General features: G+C 57.2%; 18 protein-coding genes and 1 tRNA gene. 1 reads left to right on the forward strand and 18 read right to left on the reverse strand.

Going from position 1 to position 17,403, the window contains the following annotated elements:
- Positions 1-78 precede the first annotated feature (78 nt).
- From DKK66_RS04480 to tpiA, 18 genes are all read right to left on the reverse strand, one after another.
- Positions 79-375, reverse strand: a complete 297-nt coding sequence (locus tag DKK66_RS04480) for a DUF2818 family protein (RefSeq protein ID WP_131355857.1) — start codon at positions 373-375, stop codon at positions 79-81.
- 15 nt (positions 376-390) lie between these two features.
- Positions 391-1,845, reverse strand: coding sequence for an NADH-quinone oxidoreductase subunit NuoN (gene nuoN, locus DKK66_RS04485; RefSeq protein WP_045847639.1), 1,455 nt, complete (start codon positions 1,843-1,845; stop codon positions 391-393).
- 23 nt (positions 1,846-1,868) lie between these two features.
- Positions 1,869-3,365, reverse strand: a complete 1,497-nt coding sequence (locus DKK66_RS04490) for an NADH-quinone oxidoreductase subunit M (RefSeq protein WP_045847640.1) — start codon at positions 3,363-3,365, stop codon at positions 1,869-1,871.
- Between the two features lie 43 nt (positions 3,366-3,408).
- Positions 3,409-5,439, reverse strand: coding sequence for an NADH-quinone oxidoreductase subunit L (nuoL, locus tag DKK66_RS04495; RefSeq protein ID WP_045847641.1), 2,031 nt, complete (start codon positions 5,437-5,439; stop codon positions 3,409-3,411).
- Between the two features lie 35 nt (positions 5,440-5,474).
- The gene (nuoK, locus tag DKK66_RS04500; protein ID WP_045847642.1) at positions 5,475-5,780 is read right to left on the reverse strand and encodes an NADH-quinone oxidoreductase subunit NuoK; all 306 of its coding nucleotides are present in this window, start codon (positions 5,778-5,780) and stop codon (positions 5,475-5,477) included.
- A 26-nt stretch (positions 5,781-5,806) separates the two neighbouring features.
- Positions 5,807-6,451, reverse strand: a complete 645-nt coding sequence (locus DKK66_RS04505; RefSeq protein WP_045847643.1) for an NADH-quinone oxidoreductase subunit J — start codon at positions 6,449-6,451, stop codon at positions 5,807-5,809.
- 9 nt (positions 6,452-6,460) lie between these two features.
- The gene (gene nuoI, locus DKK66_RS04510; protein WP_197077215.1) at positions 6,461-6,940 is read right to left on the reverse strand and encodes an NADH-quinone oxidoreductase subunit NuoI; all 480 of its coding nucleotides are present in this window, start codon (positions 6,938-6,940) and stop codon (positions 6,461-6,463) included.
- Between the two features lie 26 nt (positions 6,941-6,966).
- The gene (nuoH, locus tag DKK66_RS04515; RefSeq protein ID WP_045847645.1) at positions 6,967-8,013 is read right to left on the reverse strand and encodes an NADH-quinone oxidoreductase subunit NuoH; all 1,047 of its coding nucleotides are present in this window, start codon (positions 8,011-8,013) and stop codon (positions 6,967-6,969) included.
- Between the two features lie 3 nt (positions 8,014-8,016).
- On the reverse strand, positions 8,017-10,371 hold the full coding sequence (nuoG, locus tag DKK66_RS04520) for an NADH-quinone oxidoreductase subunit NuoG (protein ID WP_131355859.1): 2,355 nt from the start codon (positions 10,369-10,371) through the stop codon (positions 8,017-8,019).
- A 3-nt stretch (positions 10,372-10,374) separates the two neighbouring features.
- The gene (gene nuoF, locus DKK66_RS04525; RefSeq protein WP_045847647.1) at positions 10,375-11,670 is read right to left on the reverse strand and encodes an NADH-quinone oxidoreductase subunit NuoF; all 1,296 of its coding nucleotides are present in this window, start codon (positions 11,668-11,670) and stop codon (positions 10,375-10,377) included.
- The gene (gene nuoE, locus DKK66_RS04530; protein ID WP_045847648.1) at positions 11,670-12,170 is read right to left on the reverse strand and encodes an NADH-quinone oxidoreductase subunit NuoE; all 501 of its coding nucleotides are present in this window, start codon (positions 12,168-12,170) and stop codon (positions 11,670-11,672) included. Before nuoE ends, nuoF begins: the two co-directional genes overlap by 1 nt.
- On the reverse strand, positions 12,170-13,423 hold the full coding sequence (locus DKK66_RS04535; protein WP_045847649.1) for an NADH-quinone oxidoreductase subunit D: 1,254 nt from the start codon (positions 13,421-13,423) through the stop codon (positions 12,170-12,172). Before DKK66_RS04535 ends, nuoE begins: the two co-directional genes overlap by 1 nt.
- Entirely contained in the window at positions 13,416-14,012 is a 597-nt protein-coding gene (locus DKK66_RS04540) for an NADH-quinone oxidoreductase subunit C (RefSeq protein WP_062786415.1), read from the reverse strand. The genes DKK66_RS04535 and DKK66_RS04540 overlap by 8 nt, the downstream gene beginning before the upstream one ends.
- A gap of 11 nt (positions 14,013-14,023) precedes the next feature.
- On the reverse strand, positions 14,024-14,500 hold the full coding sequence (locus DKK66_RS04545; protein ID WP_045847651.1) for an NADH-quinone oxidoreductase subunit B family protein: 477 nt from the start codon (positions 14,498-14,500) through the stop codon (positions 14,024-14,026).
- Positions 14,491-14,847 carry an NADH-quinone oxidoreductase subunit A gene (locus DKK66_RS04550; RefSeq protein ID WP_045847652.1) on the reverse strand — a complete coding sequence of 119 codons (357 nt, stop codon included), beginning with the start codon at positions 14,845-14,847 and terminating at the stop codon, positions 14,491-14,493. Before DKK66_RS04550 ends, DKK66_RS04545 begins: the two co-directional genes overlap by 10 nt.
- Positions 14,848-14,938: 91 nt before the next feature.
- Positions 14,939-15,024 (reverse strand) — tRNA-Leu (locus tag DKK66_RS04555).
- A gap of 17 nt (positions 15,025-15,041) precedes the next feature.
- On the reverse strand, positions 15,042-15,392 hold the full coding sequence (gene secG, locus DKK66_RS04560) for a preprotein translocase subunit SecG (protein WP_045847653.1): 351 nt from the start codon (positions 15,390-15,392) through the stop codon (positions 15,042-15,044).
- A 1-nt stretch (position 15,393) separates the two neighbouring features.
- Positions 15,394-16,140, reverse strand: coding sequence for a triose-phosphate isomerase (tpiA, locus tag DKK66_RS04565; RefSeq protein ID WP_131355863.1), 747 nt, complete (start codon positions 16,138-16,140; stop codon positions 15,394-15,396).
- Positions 16,141-16,303: 163 nt separating this feature from the next.
- On the opposite strand from tpiA, the gene pstS reads away from it, so the two are divergent.
- Complete coding sequence (gene pstS, locus DKK66_RS04570; protein WP_131355866.1) at positions 16,304-17,344, forward strand: phosphate ABC transporter substrate-binding protein PstS; 1,041 nt, start codon at positions 16,304-16,306, stop codon at positions 17,342-17,344.
- Positions 17,345-17,403 lie beyond the last annotated feature (59 nt).

The raw sequence follows: 17,403 nt of genomic DNA on the forward strand, positions 1-17,403 counted from the left end.
ATCCTTTGTCCCGAACAGGCAATGACAGGCCATGAAAAAACCCGGCCGGGGCCGGGTTTTCTTTGCAAGCTGAACTGCCTAGTGACTGCGCTTTTTCCAGAACATCTGGTAGACGAAACCGGGAAACGCAAACACCACAAACAAGGCAACCGTCGTGACATAGAACTGCCAGTGCTGCTGTTGGACCGGCATCTGCTTGGCCTCGAGAAAACGGGCAAACAGGCCGACCAGCAGAAACAGCACGGCCATTTCCAGTAAACGCCAACCGAAATGCTTGTTGGCAACCGGCAGCACACCAGCCAGACGCGAGGTCAGGAACGGCAGGTTTGCCGCCATGAAGGCGACGATCAGCAAGGTAGCAACACTGGCTTGCATGTACAGGGCTCTCGCTTAGATGGCTGCCAGCGATTGCTTCATCGCTTGCATGCACAGCACGATTACACGTTCCGGCACTACGCCCAGTACCAGCAGCGCAATGGCATTCAGCGACAGCACCAGCTTCATGTCGGCACGCATCACGATGGCGGAAGTATCCTGTGCTTCGTCGAAGTAGATGTTCTTCACTACACGCAAGTAGTAGAAGGCACCAATCAGCGACATCATCACGGATACCACGGCCAGCCAGTACAGATGGATATCTGCAATGGCCTTGATCACGGCGAATTTGGCATAGAAACCTGCCAGCGGCGGAACACCGGCCATGGAGAACATGGTCAGCAGCATCAGCAGTGCATACCAGCTGTTGCGGCTGTTCAGGCCCTTCAGATCGTCCAGGGTTTCGCATTCGAAACCGGCACGGGACAGACCCAGCAGGATACCGAAGCTGACCATGGACATCAGCACGTAGATCAGGGCGTAGAACAGGGCAGCGGCGTAACCATCCGGGGTTCCAGCCAACAGGCCCAGCAGCAGGAAGCCCATATGGGAGATGGTGGAGTAAGCCAACATGCGCTTGATGTTGGTTTGTGCAATGGCAGTGATGTTACCGATTGCCATCGACAGCACAGCCACCAGGGCCAGCATGGCCTGCCAGTCGGCGACCATGGCTTCCAGGCCTTGTACCAGGATACGCAGTACAAATACAAACGCAGCCAGCTTCGGCGCTGCACCCACCATCAGGGTAACGGCTGTTGCCGAGCCTTGGTAAACGTCCGGTACCCACATGTGGAAGGGAACGGCACCCAGCTTGAAGCACAAACCAGCCACGATGAACACAAGGCCAAATACCAGCAGCATGTCGTTGGCGGTATGGGCCTTGATTGCCTTGGCAACCAGCGCCAGATCCAGCGTGCCAGTGGCACCGTAAATCATGGAAATACCGTACAACAGCAGACCGGAAGCCAGTGCACCAAGCACGAAGTACTTCATGGCCGACTCGGTTGCTTTCACCGAGTCGCGTTGCAGCGCAATCAGCGAATACAGCGACAGCGACAGCAGTTCCAGACCCATGTACAGCGACACGAAGCTGGAAGCAGATACCATGAAGTTCATGCCCAGCAGAGCGAACAGTGCCAGGGAGAAGAACTCGCCGCGCAGCAGGCCGCGGTCAGCAATGTACTGACGGCTGTATACCAGCACGATGGCGGTACTGCCGTACATTGCCAGTTTTACCAGACTGGACAGTGCATCGCTGACAAACATGCCAGAGAAGGTATGTACCGGCACCACCGGATAGGTTTGCACCTGCAACACGGCACAGACTGCCAACGTCAGCAAGGCGAGGCCGTAATGCATGCCGCGCTTTGCGTCCGAAATAAAGGCATCGAGCATGAGGATGACCAGAATTGCCCCGGACATGAACAGTTCGGGCAATGCAGGCATCAGGTTCAGATCAGCCCAATTCATTATGTTTTCCTTATGGCCTTAGCTTAGAGCTTGGTCTGCGCAACATGCGCAATCAGGTCATTTACCGACAGGTGCATCTTCTCGACGAAGCCTTGCGGATACAGACCCATGCCCAGCACCGCAATGGCCAGAACGACCAGCACCAGGAACTCGCGTTTGTTCACGTCAGCCATTTCTTCGACATGGTGATTGCTCACCTCGCCAAAGATCACCCGCTTGTACATCCACAGTGTGTAAGCAGCACCGAAGATCAGGGTGGTTGCGGCCAGCGCGGCGTACCAGAAGTTCACCTGTACCGCACCCATGATCACCATGAACTCACCGGCAAAACCGGAAGTCGCCGGCAGACCGGAGTTGGCCATGGCAAACAGCATCATGAAGGCAGCAAAGATCGGCATCTTGTTGGCCACACCACCGTAGTCGGCGATGTTGCGGCTGTGCACGCGGTCGTACATCACACCGATACAGAAGAACATGCCGGCGGAAACGAAACCGTGCGACACCATCTGTACCAGCGCGCCTTCAACCGCCCACTGGTTCAGATGCGAACCGGTGAACATGAACATGCCCAGGGTGACAAAACCCATGTGGGAAATGGAAGAGTAAGCCACCAGTTTCTTCATGTCGGTTTGCACCAGCGCCACCAGACCGATGTACACCACGGCCACCAGCGACAGGGCAACCATGATCCACGACAGTTCACGTGCGGCATCCGGCAGGATGGGCAGGGCAAACCGCAGGAAGCCGTAAGCACCAATCTTCAGGGTGATGGCTGCCAGCACCATGGAACCACCAGTCGGCGCTTCCACGTGGGCATCCGGCAACCAAGTGTGCACCGGCCACATCGGCACCTTCACGGCGAAGGACAGGAAGAAGGCGATGAACAGCAGGATCTGTACGTGCAGCGGAATCTTGGCAATTGCCTGGAAGGCCTGGATGTCGAAAGTCTTGCCAGCCTGGAAGTACAGGTAGATCAAGGCAACCAGCATCAGCAGCGAACCGAGCAGGGTATACAGGAAGAACTTGAAGGATGCATACACACGACGCGGACCACCCCAGACACCGATGATCAGGTACATCGGGATCAGCATGCCTTCAAAGAAGACATAGAACAGGATGGCATCCAGCGCGGCAAAGGCACCGTTGATCAGACCGGACATGATCAGGAAAGCGGCCATGTACTGCGACTGGCGCTTCTTGATCACTTCCCAGCCAGCCAGCACCACCATCAGGGTGGTGAAGCTGTTGAGGATGACAAACAGCATGGAAATGCCGTCAACACCCAGATGGTACTGGATGCCGAAGGAGGCAATCCACGGCTTTACTTCCTCGAACTGCATGCCGCCGTTCAGGTTGTCAAAGCCGGTAAACAGCGGCAGGGACAACAGAAAACCGATCAGGGCACCGGCTACGGCGACCCAGCGAGCCAAGGTGGCCCGTTGGTCTCCTCCCGTAGCCAGTACCAGCAACCCGGCCACGATCGGGGCCCAGATCACCAGACTTAACTGATTTGTGAACATAGTCAAAACCTAAGTAGTTATTCCAATTCCAGAGGTCTGGGCCTTAGCGCAGGATGATCTGCGAGAACCACAGCGTCATCAGAGCCAGCACGCCAATGATCATGGTCGTGGCATAACTGTAGATGAAGCCGGTCTGCAGCTTGCGAACCACTCTGGAGAAGGTTCCCACCAGCTTGGCTGCACCATTCACCACCAGGCCGTCGATCAGCAGCATGTCGCCCACCTTCCAGAAGAAGGTACCCAGAGCACGGGAGCCCTTGGCAAACACTGCGAAATACAGTTCGTCCAGGTAGTACTTGTTTTCCAGAATCTGGTTCACGAAGCTGAACTTCTGCTTGATGGCAGCCGGAATCTGCGGCGCCTTCATGTAGAAGAACCAGGCAGTCACCACACCGGCCAGGGCCAGCAGGAAGGGCAGCGAAGTGAATGCGTGAACGCCCATGGCAACAGAGCCGTGGAATTCGTGAGCCAGTTCTTCCAGCGCCGGGTGTGCTTCACTGTTGATGGTGATCACGCCCTTGAAGAAGGAACCGTACAGCAGCGGCTCGATGGCAAAGAAGCCCACCAGCACCGACGGAATGGCCAGCAATACCAGCGGCAGGGTCACTACCCACGGCGACTCATGCGGCTTGTCGTTCGGACCCAGGCCATGATGGTGGTCGTGATCGTCATGACCATGATGATGGTCGTCCTTTTTCTCCATCCAGCGTTCCTTGCCATGGAAGACCAGGAAGTACATGCGGAAGGAGTAGAAGGCAGTCACGAATACACCGGCAATCACCGCGAAGTAGGCAAAACCGGCTGCCGGCAGATGCGACAGCTGTACCGCTTCGATGATGGAGTCCTTGGAGTAGAAGCCGGAGAAGAACGGAGTACCGATCAGCGCCAGCGAACCCAGCAGCGAAGTCAACCAGGTAATCGGCATGTACTTGCGCAGGCCACCCATATTGCGCATGTCCTGGTCATGGTGCATGCCCATGATGACGGAACCGGCGCCAAGGAACAGCAAGGCCTTGAAGAATGCGTGGGTCATCACGTGGAACATGGCCACCGGGTAGGCGGAAACGCCCAGCGCAACGGTCATGTAACCCAGCTGCGACAGCGTGGAGTAAGCCACCACACGCTTGATGTCGTTCTGCACGATGCCAAGGAAGCCCATGAACAGGGCGGTGATGGAACCAGCCACCAGCACCACGTTCAGCGCGGTATCCGACATTTCAAACAGCGGGCTCATGCGCGATACCATGAAGATACCGGCAGTCACCATGGTCGCCGCGTGAATCAGCGCGGAGATCGGGGTCGGGCCTTCCATCGAATCCGGCAGCCACACGTGCAGCGGGAACTGTGCCGACTTACCCATCGCGCCGATGAACAGCAGGATGCAGGTGACGGTCAGCAGCGACCACTCACAACCCGGGATGATCTGGATGGTCTTGTGTGCCAGTGCCGGAGCCGCAGCGAATACATCGCTGTAGTTCAGCGAGCCACCGAAGTAGGCCAGTACCAGACCGATACCCAGCAGGAAACCGAAGTCACCCACGCGGTTAACCAGGAATGCCTTGAGGTTGGCATAGATGGCGGTCGGGCGCTTGAACCAGAAGCCGATCAGCAGGTAGGACACCAGGCCCACTGCTTCCCAACCGAAGAACAGCTGGATGAAGTTGTTGCTCATCACCAGCATCAGCATCGAGAAGGTAAACAGCGAGATGTAGCTGAAGAAGCGTTGATAGCCCGGGTCTTCCTGCATGTAGCCGATGGTGTAGATATGCACCATCAGCGACACGAAGGTCACCACGACCAGCATCATTGCTGTCAGCGAGTCCACCAGGAAGCCGACGGAGAACTCATAGCCCCCTACCGTCAGCCAGGTGTAGACCGGCGCATTGAAAACTTCAGCCTGCCCCGTGAGGAAGGCATAAAGTACCTTGAAGGACAGGGCTGCCGAGACTGCCACGCCGAGAATGGTCACGACGTGGGAAGCGCGGCGGCCGATTGCCCATCCAAACAAGCCTGCAATGATGGACCCCACCAGAGGTGAGAGCGCTATCAGCAGGTATAAGCTTTTCATATCCATGCTTGTGTGCTTTGTAGTTTGGTAACCGGTTTGCCTTAGCCCTTGAGGCTGCCCAGGTCTTCAACGTTGATGGTCCGCATATTGCGGAACAGCACCACCAGAATGGCCAAGCCAATGGCGGATTCTGCCGCTGCTACCGTCAGGATGAAGAACACGAAAATCTGGCCTGCTGTATCGGACAGGTAATGCGAGAAGGCAATGAAATTGAAATTCACCGCCAGCAGCATCAGTTCGATGGCCATCAACAGCACGATCAGGTTCTTCCGGTTCAGGAAAATCCCCAGCACGCTGATGGCAAACAGGATTGCGGCCAGCACCAGGAAGTGAGTTAGTGTCAGCACATTTCCTCCCTTATGTTGTTCGGCCGTCAGGCCTGTTGCTCACCGGACTCGGCAGTATCGGCCGCTTCCACGTTTTTCTCGGCTTGCATCTTCACGATGCGTACACGGTCCTGACTGCGAACCTTGACCTGATCGCCGGCATCCACCACCTTGGTATCCTTGCGGCTACGCTGGGTCAGACCGATGGCAGCCACCATGGCCACCAGCAGCACAACCGCAGCCAGCTCGAACGGCAGCAGGTAGGTGGTATACAGCTGACGACCCAGTACCTTCACATTGCTGGCATCGGCAGCCAGCGCGGCACCGGCTTTGTAATCAGCCAGGCCGGTGTGCGGGTTGGTCAGGATCAGTACCATTTCGAAAGCCATGATGAGGCCGACAGTGGCCGCCACCGGGAAATTGCGCCAGAAACCCTCACGCAATTGCTCGATATTGATGTCCAGCATCATCACCACAAACAGGAACAGCACCATCACCGCGCCCACATAAACCAGTACCAGGGTAATGGCCAGGAACTCGGACTGCAGCAGCAGCCAGTGTCCGGAGCTGGTGAAGAAGGCCAGTACCAGATACAGCACGGCGTGTACCGGGTTCTTGGCAGTGACCACCCGGACCGCCGCAAACAGCAGAATGGCGGACAGGATGTAGAAAATAACCGTAGTCATGCTCATGAGGCCCCCTTAACGGTACTTGGCATCGGCTGCCTTGTTGGCAGCGATTTCGGCCTCGTACTTGTCACCCACCGCCAACAGCATCGGCTTGGTGTAGTAGAGGTCGCCACGTTTTTCACCGTGGTATTCGAAGATGTGCGTTTCGACGATGGCGTCGACCGGGCATGCCTCTTCGCAGAAACCGCAGAAGATGCACTTGGTCAGGTCGATGTCGTAACGGGAAGTACGGCGGGTGCCGTCTTCACGCTGTTCCGACTCGATCGAGATCGCCATTGCCGGGCACACCGCCTCGCACAACTTACAGGCAATGCAACGCTCTTCACCGTTGGCGTAGCGACGCTGCGCATGCAGGCCGCGGAAGCGCGGGGAGATCGGCGTCTTCTCTTCCGGGAACTGGACGGTGATCTTGCGGGCAAAGAAATAACGCCCGGTCAGCATCAGGCCTTTGACCAGTTCCACCAGCAGGAAGGTTTTGAAAAAGTTGCGAATCGTATCCATGTTCTTTACCTATCCCCTCAGTTCCACAGCGACAGCGGGGTCATCATCCAGATACCCAGGACCAGGATCCACACCAGGGTAACCGGAATGAACACCTTCCAGCCCAGACGCATGATCTGGTCGTAGCGATAACGCGGGAATGTCGCGCGGAACCACAGGAAGCAGAACAGCACAAACGCCATCTTCGCAGCCAGCCAGAAGAAGCCACCAGCACCCAGCAGGCCCCAGCTTGCCGGGAAGGGCGACAGCCAGCCACCCAGGAACAGGATGGAAGTCAGGGCGGAAACCAGAATCATGTTGGCGTATTCGGCGAGGAAGAATACGGCGAATGCCATGCCGGAGTATTCCACGTGGAAACCGGCCACGATTTCGGATTCACCTTCGGCCACATCAAACGGAGCACGGTTGGTTTCGGCTACACCGGAGATCAGGTAGACGATGAACAGCGGGAACAGCGGCAGCCAGTTCCAGGAGAACAGCGAACCACCTGCCATGCCGTGTGCCTGCTGCTTGACGATGTCAACCAGGTTCAGGCTGCTGGACACCATCAGAACGCCAACCAGTGCGAAGCCCATCGCCAGTTCGTAAGAAACGATCTGTGCGGCAGAGCGCATGGCACCAAGGAAGGAGTACTTGGAGTTACCAGCCCAGCCGGCCACGATGATGCCGTAAACACCAATCGAGGACAGCGCCAGGATGTACAGCAAGGACGCGTTGATGTTGGCCAGAACCAGCGTATCGCTGAAGGGAACCACAGCCCAGGCCGCCAGTGCCGGGCCGATGGCCAGCACCGGAGCCAGCAGGAACAAGCCCTTGCTGGACTGCGTCGGCAGGATGATTTCCTTCATCAGCAGCTTCAGGCCGTCAGCCAGCGGCTGCAGCAAGCCCAGCGGACCAACCCGGTTAGGGCCGATACGGATCTGCATGTAGCCAATGACCTTGCGCTCGGCGTAGGTCAGATAAGCGACGGTAATCATCATCGGTGCCACGATGGCGATGATTTTCAGCAGGGTCCACACCGTGAGCCCCGCTTCATTACCGAGAATGCTTTGCAAGAACTCCATGTTTTACCCCTGTGAAAGCGCGATGGAATCGAACATGCCACCCAGACCAGCAGTCAGCGGGTGAGCTGTTGCCAGGCGCACCGTATCAGCCGGCAGACTGTCGTCGGCTTCAACCAGCACCTTCAGCTCGCCACTGCCCTGACGCAACACGGCCTGGGAACCGGCCGCCACATTCAGGCTGGCCAGTACGCTGGAGTGCGCGGAGGCGACCGGCGCAGCTGCATCAGCAGTCTTCTGCAAGGACGGCGCACGGCGGCAGATGGCATCAGCCTGGTACAGCGGCACTTCGCCAATGCGCACCAGACCGGTGGTCACGGCTGCATTGATGGCCACATCGCCCAGTGCATTGCTGAGGGAGGATTCGATGGAACCCATGGCCAGCAATTCGGCACGGACTTCTTCAGCACTGTTCTGCTCGAAGCCGGTCAGGCCCAGCATATTGCCCAGTACACGCAGGACCTTCCAGGCCGGACGGGTTTCGCCCAGCGGACGTACTACGCCGTTGAAGGACTGCAGCTTGCCTTCCATGTTGACGAAGGAACCGGCGGTCTCGGAGAACGGCGCGATCGGCAACAGCACGTCAGCGTAATCCAGCAGGCCTGCGCCCTTGTAGGCGGTCAGCGCAATCACGGTGGCAGCCTGTTTCATGGCGGCTACCGCAGCTTGCGGATTGTAGCTGTCGGACTCGACTTCGGTGTTGAGCAGGAAGTAAGCCTTGCGCGGCGCGGCAATCATTGCAGCAGCGTTCAGACCTGCAGTGGCCGCAGCACCAAAGGCGGCGCGGTGCGGCAAGGCACCAACCAGTTCAGCACCGGTGCTGTTGGCAGCTTCAGCCAGCAGGCCGAAACGTGCGCCGGTCAGCGCGGAGATTTCCTGTGCCAGCTTCAGCAGTTGGGCGAAGGCAGGATGATGTTGGGCCACATTGCCCAGCACGATGGCAGCCGATTCGGCACCACTCAGGCTGGCAGCAATGGCTTGTGCCTCGGCACCGACAGTAACAGCAGCCAGATCAACAGCGGTTTGAGCAGACTTGAGCTCAACCACAGCCTTCAGCACCTGGGCCAGTGCGTTGACCAGCGCCAGCGGCGATACGATCAGCTTGGCATTGACTGCGGTCAGCAGCGCATCGTCAGTCACGTGGATGACGTTGAGCGCACTGCCCTTCTTCACCGCCTGACGCAGGCGGGAAGCCAGCAGCGGCTGTTCCTTGCGCTGGGTGCTGCCCACCACCAGGATGGACTTGGCAGTAGTCAGCTCGACAATGCTGGAACCCAGCCATTGCGCACCTTGCTGGGCGGCATCGGCCGAGAAGTCGCTACGACGCAGACGGTAGTCGATGTTGTTCACACCAAAGCTGCGAGCCAGCTTTTGTGCCAGATACAGTTCTTCGGTGGTGGAATGCGGGCTGGTGAGGAAGCCGATGGCATCCTTGCCGTGATCGGCGGATACGCCGTTCAGGCCCTTGACCACGTAGGCCAGAGCGGTTTCCCAGTCGGTTTCGTGCCACTTGCCGTCAAACTTGATCATCGGCTTTTGCAGACGCTCGGCCGAATTCAGGCCCTCATACGAGAAGCGGTCGCGGTCGGCAATCCAGCATTCGTTGATGGCTTCATTTTCCAGCGGCAGTACACGCATTACTTCGTTGGATTTCACCTGAACGATCAGGTTGGAACCCAGACCATCGTGCGGGCTGACCGACTTGCGACGGGACAGCTCCCAGGCACGGGTGGTGTAGCGGAAAGGCTTGGATGTCAGCGCGCCAACCGGGCAGAGGTCGATGACGTTACCGGAGATTTCCGAATTAACGGTCTTGCCCAGGTAGGGCATGATTTCCGAGAATTCGCTACGGTTGGCCATGCCGATTTCCTGGAAACCGCCGATTTCTTCGGTGAAGCGCACGCAGCGGGTGCAGTGAATGCAACGCGCCATTTCCTCAGCCGATACCAGCGGGCCCATGTCCTTGGCCACCACAGTGCGCTTTTCTTCCTGATAGCGCGAGGTGGAGTTGCCATAGCCCACGGCCAGATCCTGCAGCTGGCACTCGCCGCCCTGATCGCAGATCGGGCAATCCAGCGGGTGGTTGATCAGCAGGAATTCCATCACGCCGGCTTGTGCCTTCTTGGCCAGGTCGGAATGGGTATGCACCTTCATGCCGTCGGTCACCGGCGTAGCGCAGGCTGGCAGCGGCTTGGGTGCCTTTTCCACTTCAACCAGACACATGCGGCAGTTAGCCGCGATGGACAGTTTCTTGTGGTAGCAGAAGTGAGGGATGTGCGTACCCACGGAATGGGCGGCATCCATCACGGTACTGCCTTGCGGGACAGTCAGTTTTTTACCGTCGATTTCGATTTCAAGCATCGCTCAACACCATTTGTGGTCCACCAAGGGCTTCTTGTGTTCGATCAGATATTCGAACTCATTGCGGAAGTGCTTGGTGAAACTGCGAACCGGGAACACGGCAGCATCTGCCAGTGCACAGATGGTACGGCCGGCCATGTTATTGCCTACCGAATCCAGGAGCTCCAGATCACCCGGACGGCCTTCGCCGTTGGCGATGCGATGGATCACCTTGTACAGCCAGCCGGTGCCTTCGCGGCACGGCGTACACTGGCCGCAGGACTCTTCGTGATAGAAGTAGGCCAGACGCTCCAGCGCCTTCACCATGCACACATCTTCATTCATCACGATGACAGCGCCAGAACCCAGCATGGAGCCGGCCTTGGAGATGCTGTCGTAGTCCATCGTGCATTGCATCATGACGTCGCCGGGCAATACCGGAGCGGACGAACCACCCGGAATCACTGCCTTCAGCTTCTTGCCATCACGCATGCCGCCTGCCATTTCCAGCAGTACCGAGAACGGGGTGCCCAGCGGAATCTCGTAATTGCCCGGACGGTTCACGTGACCGGATACCGAGAACAGCTTGGTACCGCCATTGTTCGGCTTACCCGCTTCCAGGAACTTCTGTGCACCATCACGAATGATGAAAGGCACGGAAGCGAAGGACTCGGTGTTGTTGATGGTGGTCGGCTTGCCGTACAGGCCGAAGCTGGCCGGGAACGGCGGCTTGAAGCGCGGCTGGCCTTTTTTGCCTTCCAGCGATTCGAGCAGCGCGGTTTCTTCACCGCAGATGTAGGCACCATAACCATGGTGGGCGAACAGATCGAAGCTGAAGTCGCTGCCGAGAATGTTCTTGCCCAGGAAACCAGCCTGACGGGCTTCATCCAGTGCTGCTTCGAACAGTTCATACTCTTCGAAGATTTCACCGTGGATGTAGTTGTAGCCAGCCTTGGTACCCATGGCGTAGCCGGCGATGATCATGCCTTCGATCAGCGCATGAGGATTGAAACGCAGGATATCGCGGTCCTTGAAAGTACCCGGTTCACCCTCGTCGGTGTTGCACACCACGTATTTGTCGCCCGGGAAAGAGCGCGGCATGAAGCTCCACTTCAGGCCGGTGGGGAAGCCCGCACCGCCACGGCCGCGCAGACCGGAATTTTTCACTTCGGCGATCACATCCTCTTGCGGCATCTTGGATTCGATGATGCGACGCAGGGCCTGGTAGCCGCCACGGGCCACGTAGGCCTCCAGCTTCCAGCAGTCCTGCGCAGAGGTGTCCACGCCGTCGAAAATCACACCATTGACGAAGATTGCCATCAGTTCAGCTCCGCCAGTTTCTTGTCGATTGCTTCGGGCGTCATGAAGCTGCACATCTTGTGGTTGTTCACCAGCAAGACCGGCGCATCGCCGCAGGCACCCATGCACTCCCCTTCCAGCAAGGTGTACTTGCCGTCAGCACTGGTTTCGCCAATGGCGATGCCAAGCTTCTTGGAGATGTACTCGGCAGCATTCACGCCACCGGACAGGGCACAGGGCAGGTTGGTACAAACGGTAATCTTGTACTTGCCCACCGGCTTCATGTCGTACATGTTGTAGAAGGTGGCGACTTCGTAAGCAGCTACCGGAGCGATATTCAGGTAGTTGGCAACGAATTCGATCACCTCGGTATTCAGGCAGCGCTCTTCCGGTGTCTTGCCGGTTTCCCGACGCTCCACCAGGGCAATGCGCAGCGCGCCCATGACCGCCGAACGAGCCTGGTCAGCCGGATACTTGGCGACTTCGCGGTCGATGGCGGCGAGTGATTGTGCGGATAGCATTAGCGGTCAATCTCCCCAAACACGATATCCTGGGTACCGATGATGGCCACCACGTCGGCAATCATGTGACCCGTTGCCATTTCATTCAGGGCTGCCAGATGGGCAAAACCCGGGGCACGGATTTTCAGTCGGTACGGTTTGTTGGCACCGTCGGATACCAGATAGATACCGAACTCACCCTTCGGATGTTCTACAGCCGCGTAGGCTTCACCTTCCGGCACATGCATGCCTTCGGTAAACAGCTTGAAGTGGTGAATCAGGTCTTCCATATTCGACTTCATGCCTTCGCGGGAAGGCGGAGCCACTTTATGGTTGTCGGTGATGACCGGGCCGGGATTGTCACGCAGCCATGCCACACATTGCTGGATGATGCGGTTGGACTGGCGCATTTCTTCCACGCGGACCAGGTAACGGTCGTAGCTGTCACCCTTCTTGCCCACCGGAATATCGAAGTCCAGACGGTCGTATACGTCGTAGGGCTGCTTCTTGCGCAGATCCCACTCGATGCCGGAACCACGCAGCATCGGGCCGGAGAAACCCAGGTTCTTGGCACGTTCCGGGCTGACCACGCCGATGTCCACGGTACGCTGCTTCCAGATACGGTTATCAGTCAGCAGGGTTTCGTATTCGTCAACGTAAGTCGGGAAACGCTTGGTGAAATCGTCGATGAAGTCCAGCATCGAGCCCTTGCGGCCTTCGTTCAGGCGCGCCAGCTCCTTGGCGTTCTTGATCTTGGATACGGTGTACTGCGGCATGGAGTCCGGCAGATCACGGTATACACCACCCGGGCGGAAGTAGGCGGCATGCATACGGGCACCGGACACGGCTTCATAGCAGTCCATCAGGTCCTCACGCTCACGGAAAGCGTACAGGAACATGGTCATGGCGCCGATGTCGATGGCGTGAGCGCCAATCCACAGCAGGTGGTTCAGGATACGGGTGATTTCAGCAAACATCACACGGATGTATTGCGCACGCAGCGGCACTTCGATTTGCAGCAGCTTTTCGATGGCCAGGCAGTAGGCGTGCTCGTTGCACATCATGGATACGTAGTCGAGACGGTCCATATACGGCAAGGACTGGATGAAAGTCTTGCTTTCAGCCAGTTTCTCGGTACCGCGGTGCAGCAGGCCAATGTGCGGGTCGGCACGCTGGATCACTTCGCCGTCCAGCTCCAGCACCAGGCGCAATACGCCGTGGGCTGCCGGGTGCTGAGGACCAAAGTTCAGCGTGTAGTTACGGATCTCAGCCACCGTAGTTCTCCTCACGAATGATGCGCGGAGTGATTTCGCGCGGTTCGATGGTGACCGGCTGGTAGATCACGCGCTGCTGGGTCGGGTCGTAACGCATTTCAACGTGACCGGACAGCGGGAAATCCTTGCGGAACGGATGGCCGACAAAGCCATAGTCGGTCAGGATGCGACGCAGGTCGGGGTGACCTTCAAACACGATGCCGTACAGGTCGAACGCTTCACGCTCGAACCAGTTGGCCGCATTCCAGATGGGGTTGACCGAGGCGAGCAGCGGGAAGCTGTCATCTTCGGCAAACACGCGCAGACGGATACGGACATTGTGCTTGAGTGACAGCAGGTGATAGACGGCAGCAAAGCGCGGGCCATCCCACGGCTCGTCACGGTAGGCACTGTAGTCCATACCGCACAGGTCGATCAGTTGTTCGAAGGAAAGTTCGGCATGATCACGCAGCGTGGTGGCCACGTCGGTCAGATCAGCCGCCTTGCAGACGATGGTCAGTTCATCGAGGGCCAGCGTGCTTGAAACAAGCTTGTCGCCCAGCACACGCTCGACGACCGATCCCAGTGCTTCCATTTTCTTGGAGGCCATAAGTGCTTACCTTATCGGGCGATGGTAGAGGTGCGTTTGATCTTGTTCTGCAGCTGGATAATGCCATACAGCAGTGCTTCGGCAGTCGGCGGACAGCCCGGCACATAGACATCGACCGGCACAATGCGGTCACAGCCACGGACGACAGAATAGGAATAGTGGTAGTAACCACCACCGTTGGCACAGGAACCCATGGAGATGACCCAGCGGGGCTCTGCCATCTGGTCATATACCTTGCGCAGCGCCGGTGCCATCTTGTTGCACAACGTACCAGCCACGATCATCAGGTCAGACTGACGGGGACTGGGGCGGAAAACGATGCCGAAACGGTCCAGGTCATAACGTGCGGCACCGGCATGCATCATTTCCACCGCACAGCATGCCAGGCCAAAGGTCATGGGCCACAGCGAACCGGTTCGGGTGTAGTTGATGAGCTTGTCGGCTGTCGTGGTCACGAAGCCTTTTTCCAGAATACCTTCTACTCCCATTCCAGCGCTCCCTTTTTCCACATGTAGACGAAGCCCAGCGTCAACACCGCCAGGAACTCCACCATTACGCCAAAGCCATAGGCACCAAGTTCTTTCAGGACCACAGCCCAGGGAAACAGAAATGCGATTTCCAGATCGAACAGGATGAACAGAATGGCGATGAGGTAGTAGCGAACGTCAAACTTCATGCGTGCGTCTTCGAAGGCTTCGAATCCACACTCATAAGGAGAGAGTTTCTCAGGGTCGGGACGATTGGGTGCGAGGACCTTGCCAAGGACAATAGGACCTACGCCGACCAACAAACCGACGATGACAAACAACAGAATGGGAAAATAATTTTGCAGCATTTCCCGTACACCCCCAAAAAAAGGAGGAATTACCCTCCTTGGCTCCAAATAAAATAGGCCACCGGAATCCCGGTGGCCTATTTTTGAATGGTGGTGCCGACAGTGAGACTCGAACTCACACAGCCTACGGCCACTACCCCCTCAAGATAGCGTGTCTACCAATTTCACCATGTCGGCACTATATAACTTTACTGTCACTCCGGAATTTTTGATGTAGTACCCGAAGCTTTGCCAGTGGTTGCCCCGACCGGGATTTGCGGCGCAACTTGCTCAACTTTGCCACCCATCACACCCAGATCTGTTTTTCCGCCCCCCGACAGATAAACAAGGGTGAGACTCGTGGAGAAGAATACAACCGCTGCAATTGCAGTGGTTCTACTCAAGAAATTCGCAGAACCAGACGCACCAAACAGACTACCGGAAGCGCCGCTACCGAAAGCTGCACCCATATCCGCACCCTTGCCATGCTGCATGAGGACAAGGACGATGATCGTCACTGCGGAAAGGAGGTTTATAACCCAAATAAGCGTCTTAATAAGTTCCATACTATATCAATTTTCCTGCGGCCTGGCAAATCATCCTGAATGATCCGGCGTCCAGAGATGCCCCACCAACAAGGGCTCCGTCGACATTTTCTGTCTTCAGAATTGACTCGGCATTCTCTGCCTTTACACTGCCGCCGTAGAGGACGCGAATATTAGCCGAGGGCTTGGCATTTTGCAAGCACCACGTTTTGATTGCGGTGTGAATCTCCGCAATCTGCTCCAGCGATGCCACCTTGCCGGTGCCGATCGCCCAGACGGGCTCATAAGCAATGACGTACTCGCCGTCGTTCACCTCGGACAGGATGGCCAGCTGGCTGAAAATCACCTCCAGGTACTGCCCGGACTCGCGTTCGCCCAGGGTTTCACCTACACACAGCACCGGCACCAGGCCCGCAGCCATGGCGTTGTTCATCTTGGAGAGCAAGGCCGGATTGGCCTCGCCAAAATACTGGCGGCGCTCGGAATGTCCAACCAGCGCATAGCGGCAGCCAACGTCACGGAGCATGTCGGCAGACACTTCCCCAGTAAAAGCACCGTCAGCGGCAAAGCTGCTGACATCCTGCGCCGACAATTGCAGCGACTGACCAGCAAGCTGCGCGCCCAGTGCTGCCAGATAGACTGCAGGAGCAGCAACACCCACCCAGGGCTGATTGCAGACCGGATCGGCCAGCAAGGCCGCAACCAGGGATTGTGCGCTTTGCGCGCGGGTATTCATCTTCCAGTTGCCGATGATCAGCTTGCCTGCCATGTCGCTTGTCTCCGTATTTGAGCTGCGGATTATATCCCCACTCGCGGTGGCGTCAAAACATCCCATACGGCTTTTCGACGACTTGTAATATTTCTGAAAACTTGGAGGGATAGGATGCGCCTCAACACTTAGCACGCCCTTACCCTAATACTCAGGAGCAAGCATGAAACAGTCTGTACGTCTGGTCGCTTCGCTGGCCTTGTCCGCCGGCTTTGTTGCTGGTGCAGCCATGGCAGCCGACATCACCGGCGCCGGCGCTACTTTCCCCTATCCCCTGTACGCTAAGTGGGCCACTGCCTACAAGGCTGGCAGTGGCAACAATATGAACTACCAGTCCATCGGCTCGGGTGGCGGCATCAAGCAAATCCAGTCCAAGACTGTTGATTTCGGCGCGTCCGACATGCCCCTGAAACCCGAAGAACTGGAAAAATCCGGCCTGACCCAGTTCCCGACCGTACTGGGCGGTGTTGTACCCGTAATCAATGTACCCGGCATCGCAGCAGGTCAGGTGAAGTTCACCGGTCCGCTGCTGTCCGAGATCTTCATGGGCAAAGTAGCCAAATGGAATGACCCGGCCATTGCCAGCCTGAACCCTGGCGTCAAGCTGCCGGATCAGAAGATCACTGTGGTACGTCGCTCCGACGGCTCCGGCACCACCTTTATCTTTACTAACTACCTGTCCAAGGTTTCCAGCGAGTGGGCCAGCAAGGTTGGCTCCAACACTGCGGTAAACTGGCCGACCGGCGTGGGTGGCAAGGGCAATGAAGGCGTAGCCAACTATGTAACCCGTATCAAGGGCTCCATCGGTTACGTTGAATATGCCTACGCCAAGCAGAACAAGCTGGCATACGGCGACCTGAAAAACGATGCTGGCAATTTTGTTGCCCCGAGCGATAAATCTTTCCGTGCCGCAGCTGCCAATGCCGACTGGAAAAAGGCTCCCGGCTTCTACTTGCTGCTGACCAACCAACCGGGCAAGGATAGCTGGCCGATCGCAGGTGCAACCTTCATCCTGATGCACAAGAAACAGGACAAGCCGGCACAGGGCACCGAAGTACTGAAGTTCTTCGACTGGGCTTACAAGAATGGCGACAAGACCGCTCTGGATCTGGACTACATCCCGATGCCTGACAATGTCAAAGCCGTCATTCGTACCAGCTGGAAGCAGATTACCGACGCTAGCGGTAAGCCGGTCTTTAATTGATAACAATCTGGCTACAACGAATGAGCGTGCTTGATGTGCACCTTTCTGATAGTTGTAGC

It is taken from the genome of Aquitalea sp. USM4 (genome assembly GCF_004328945.1).
GTDB classification, from domain to species: Bacteria; Pseudomonadota; Gammaproteobacteria; order Burkholderiales; family Chromobacteriaceae; genus Aquitalea; species Aquitalea pelogenes.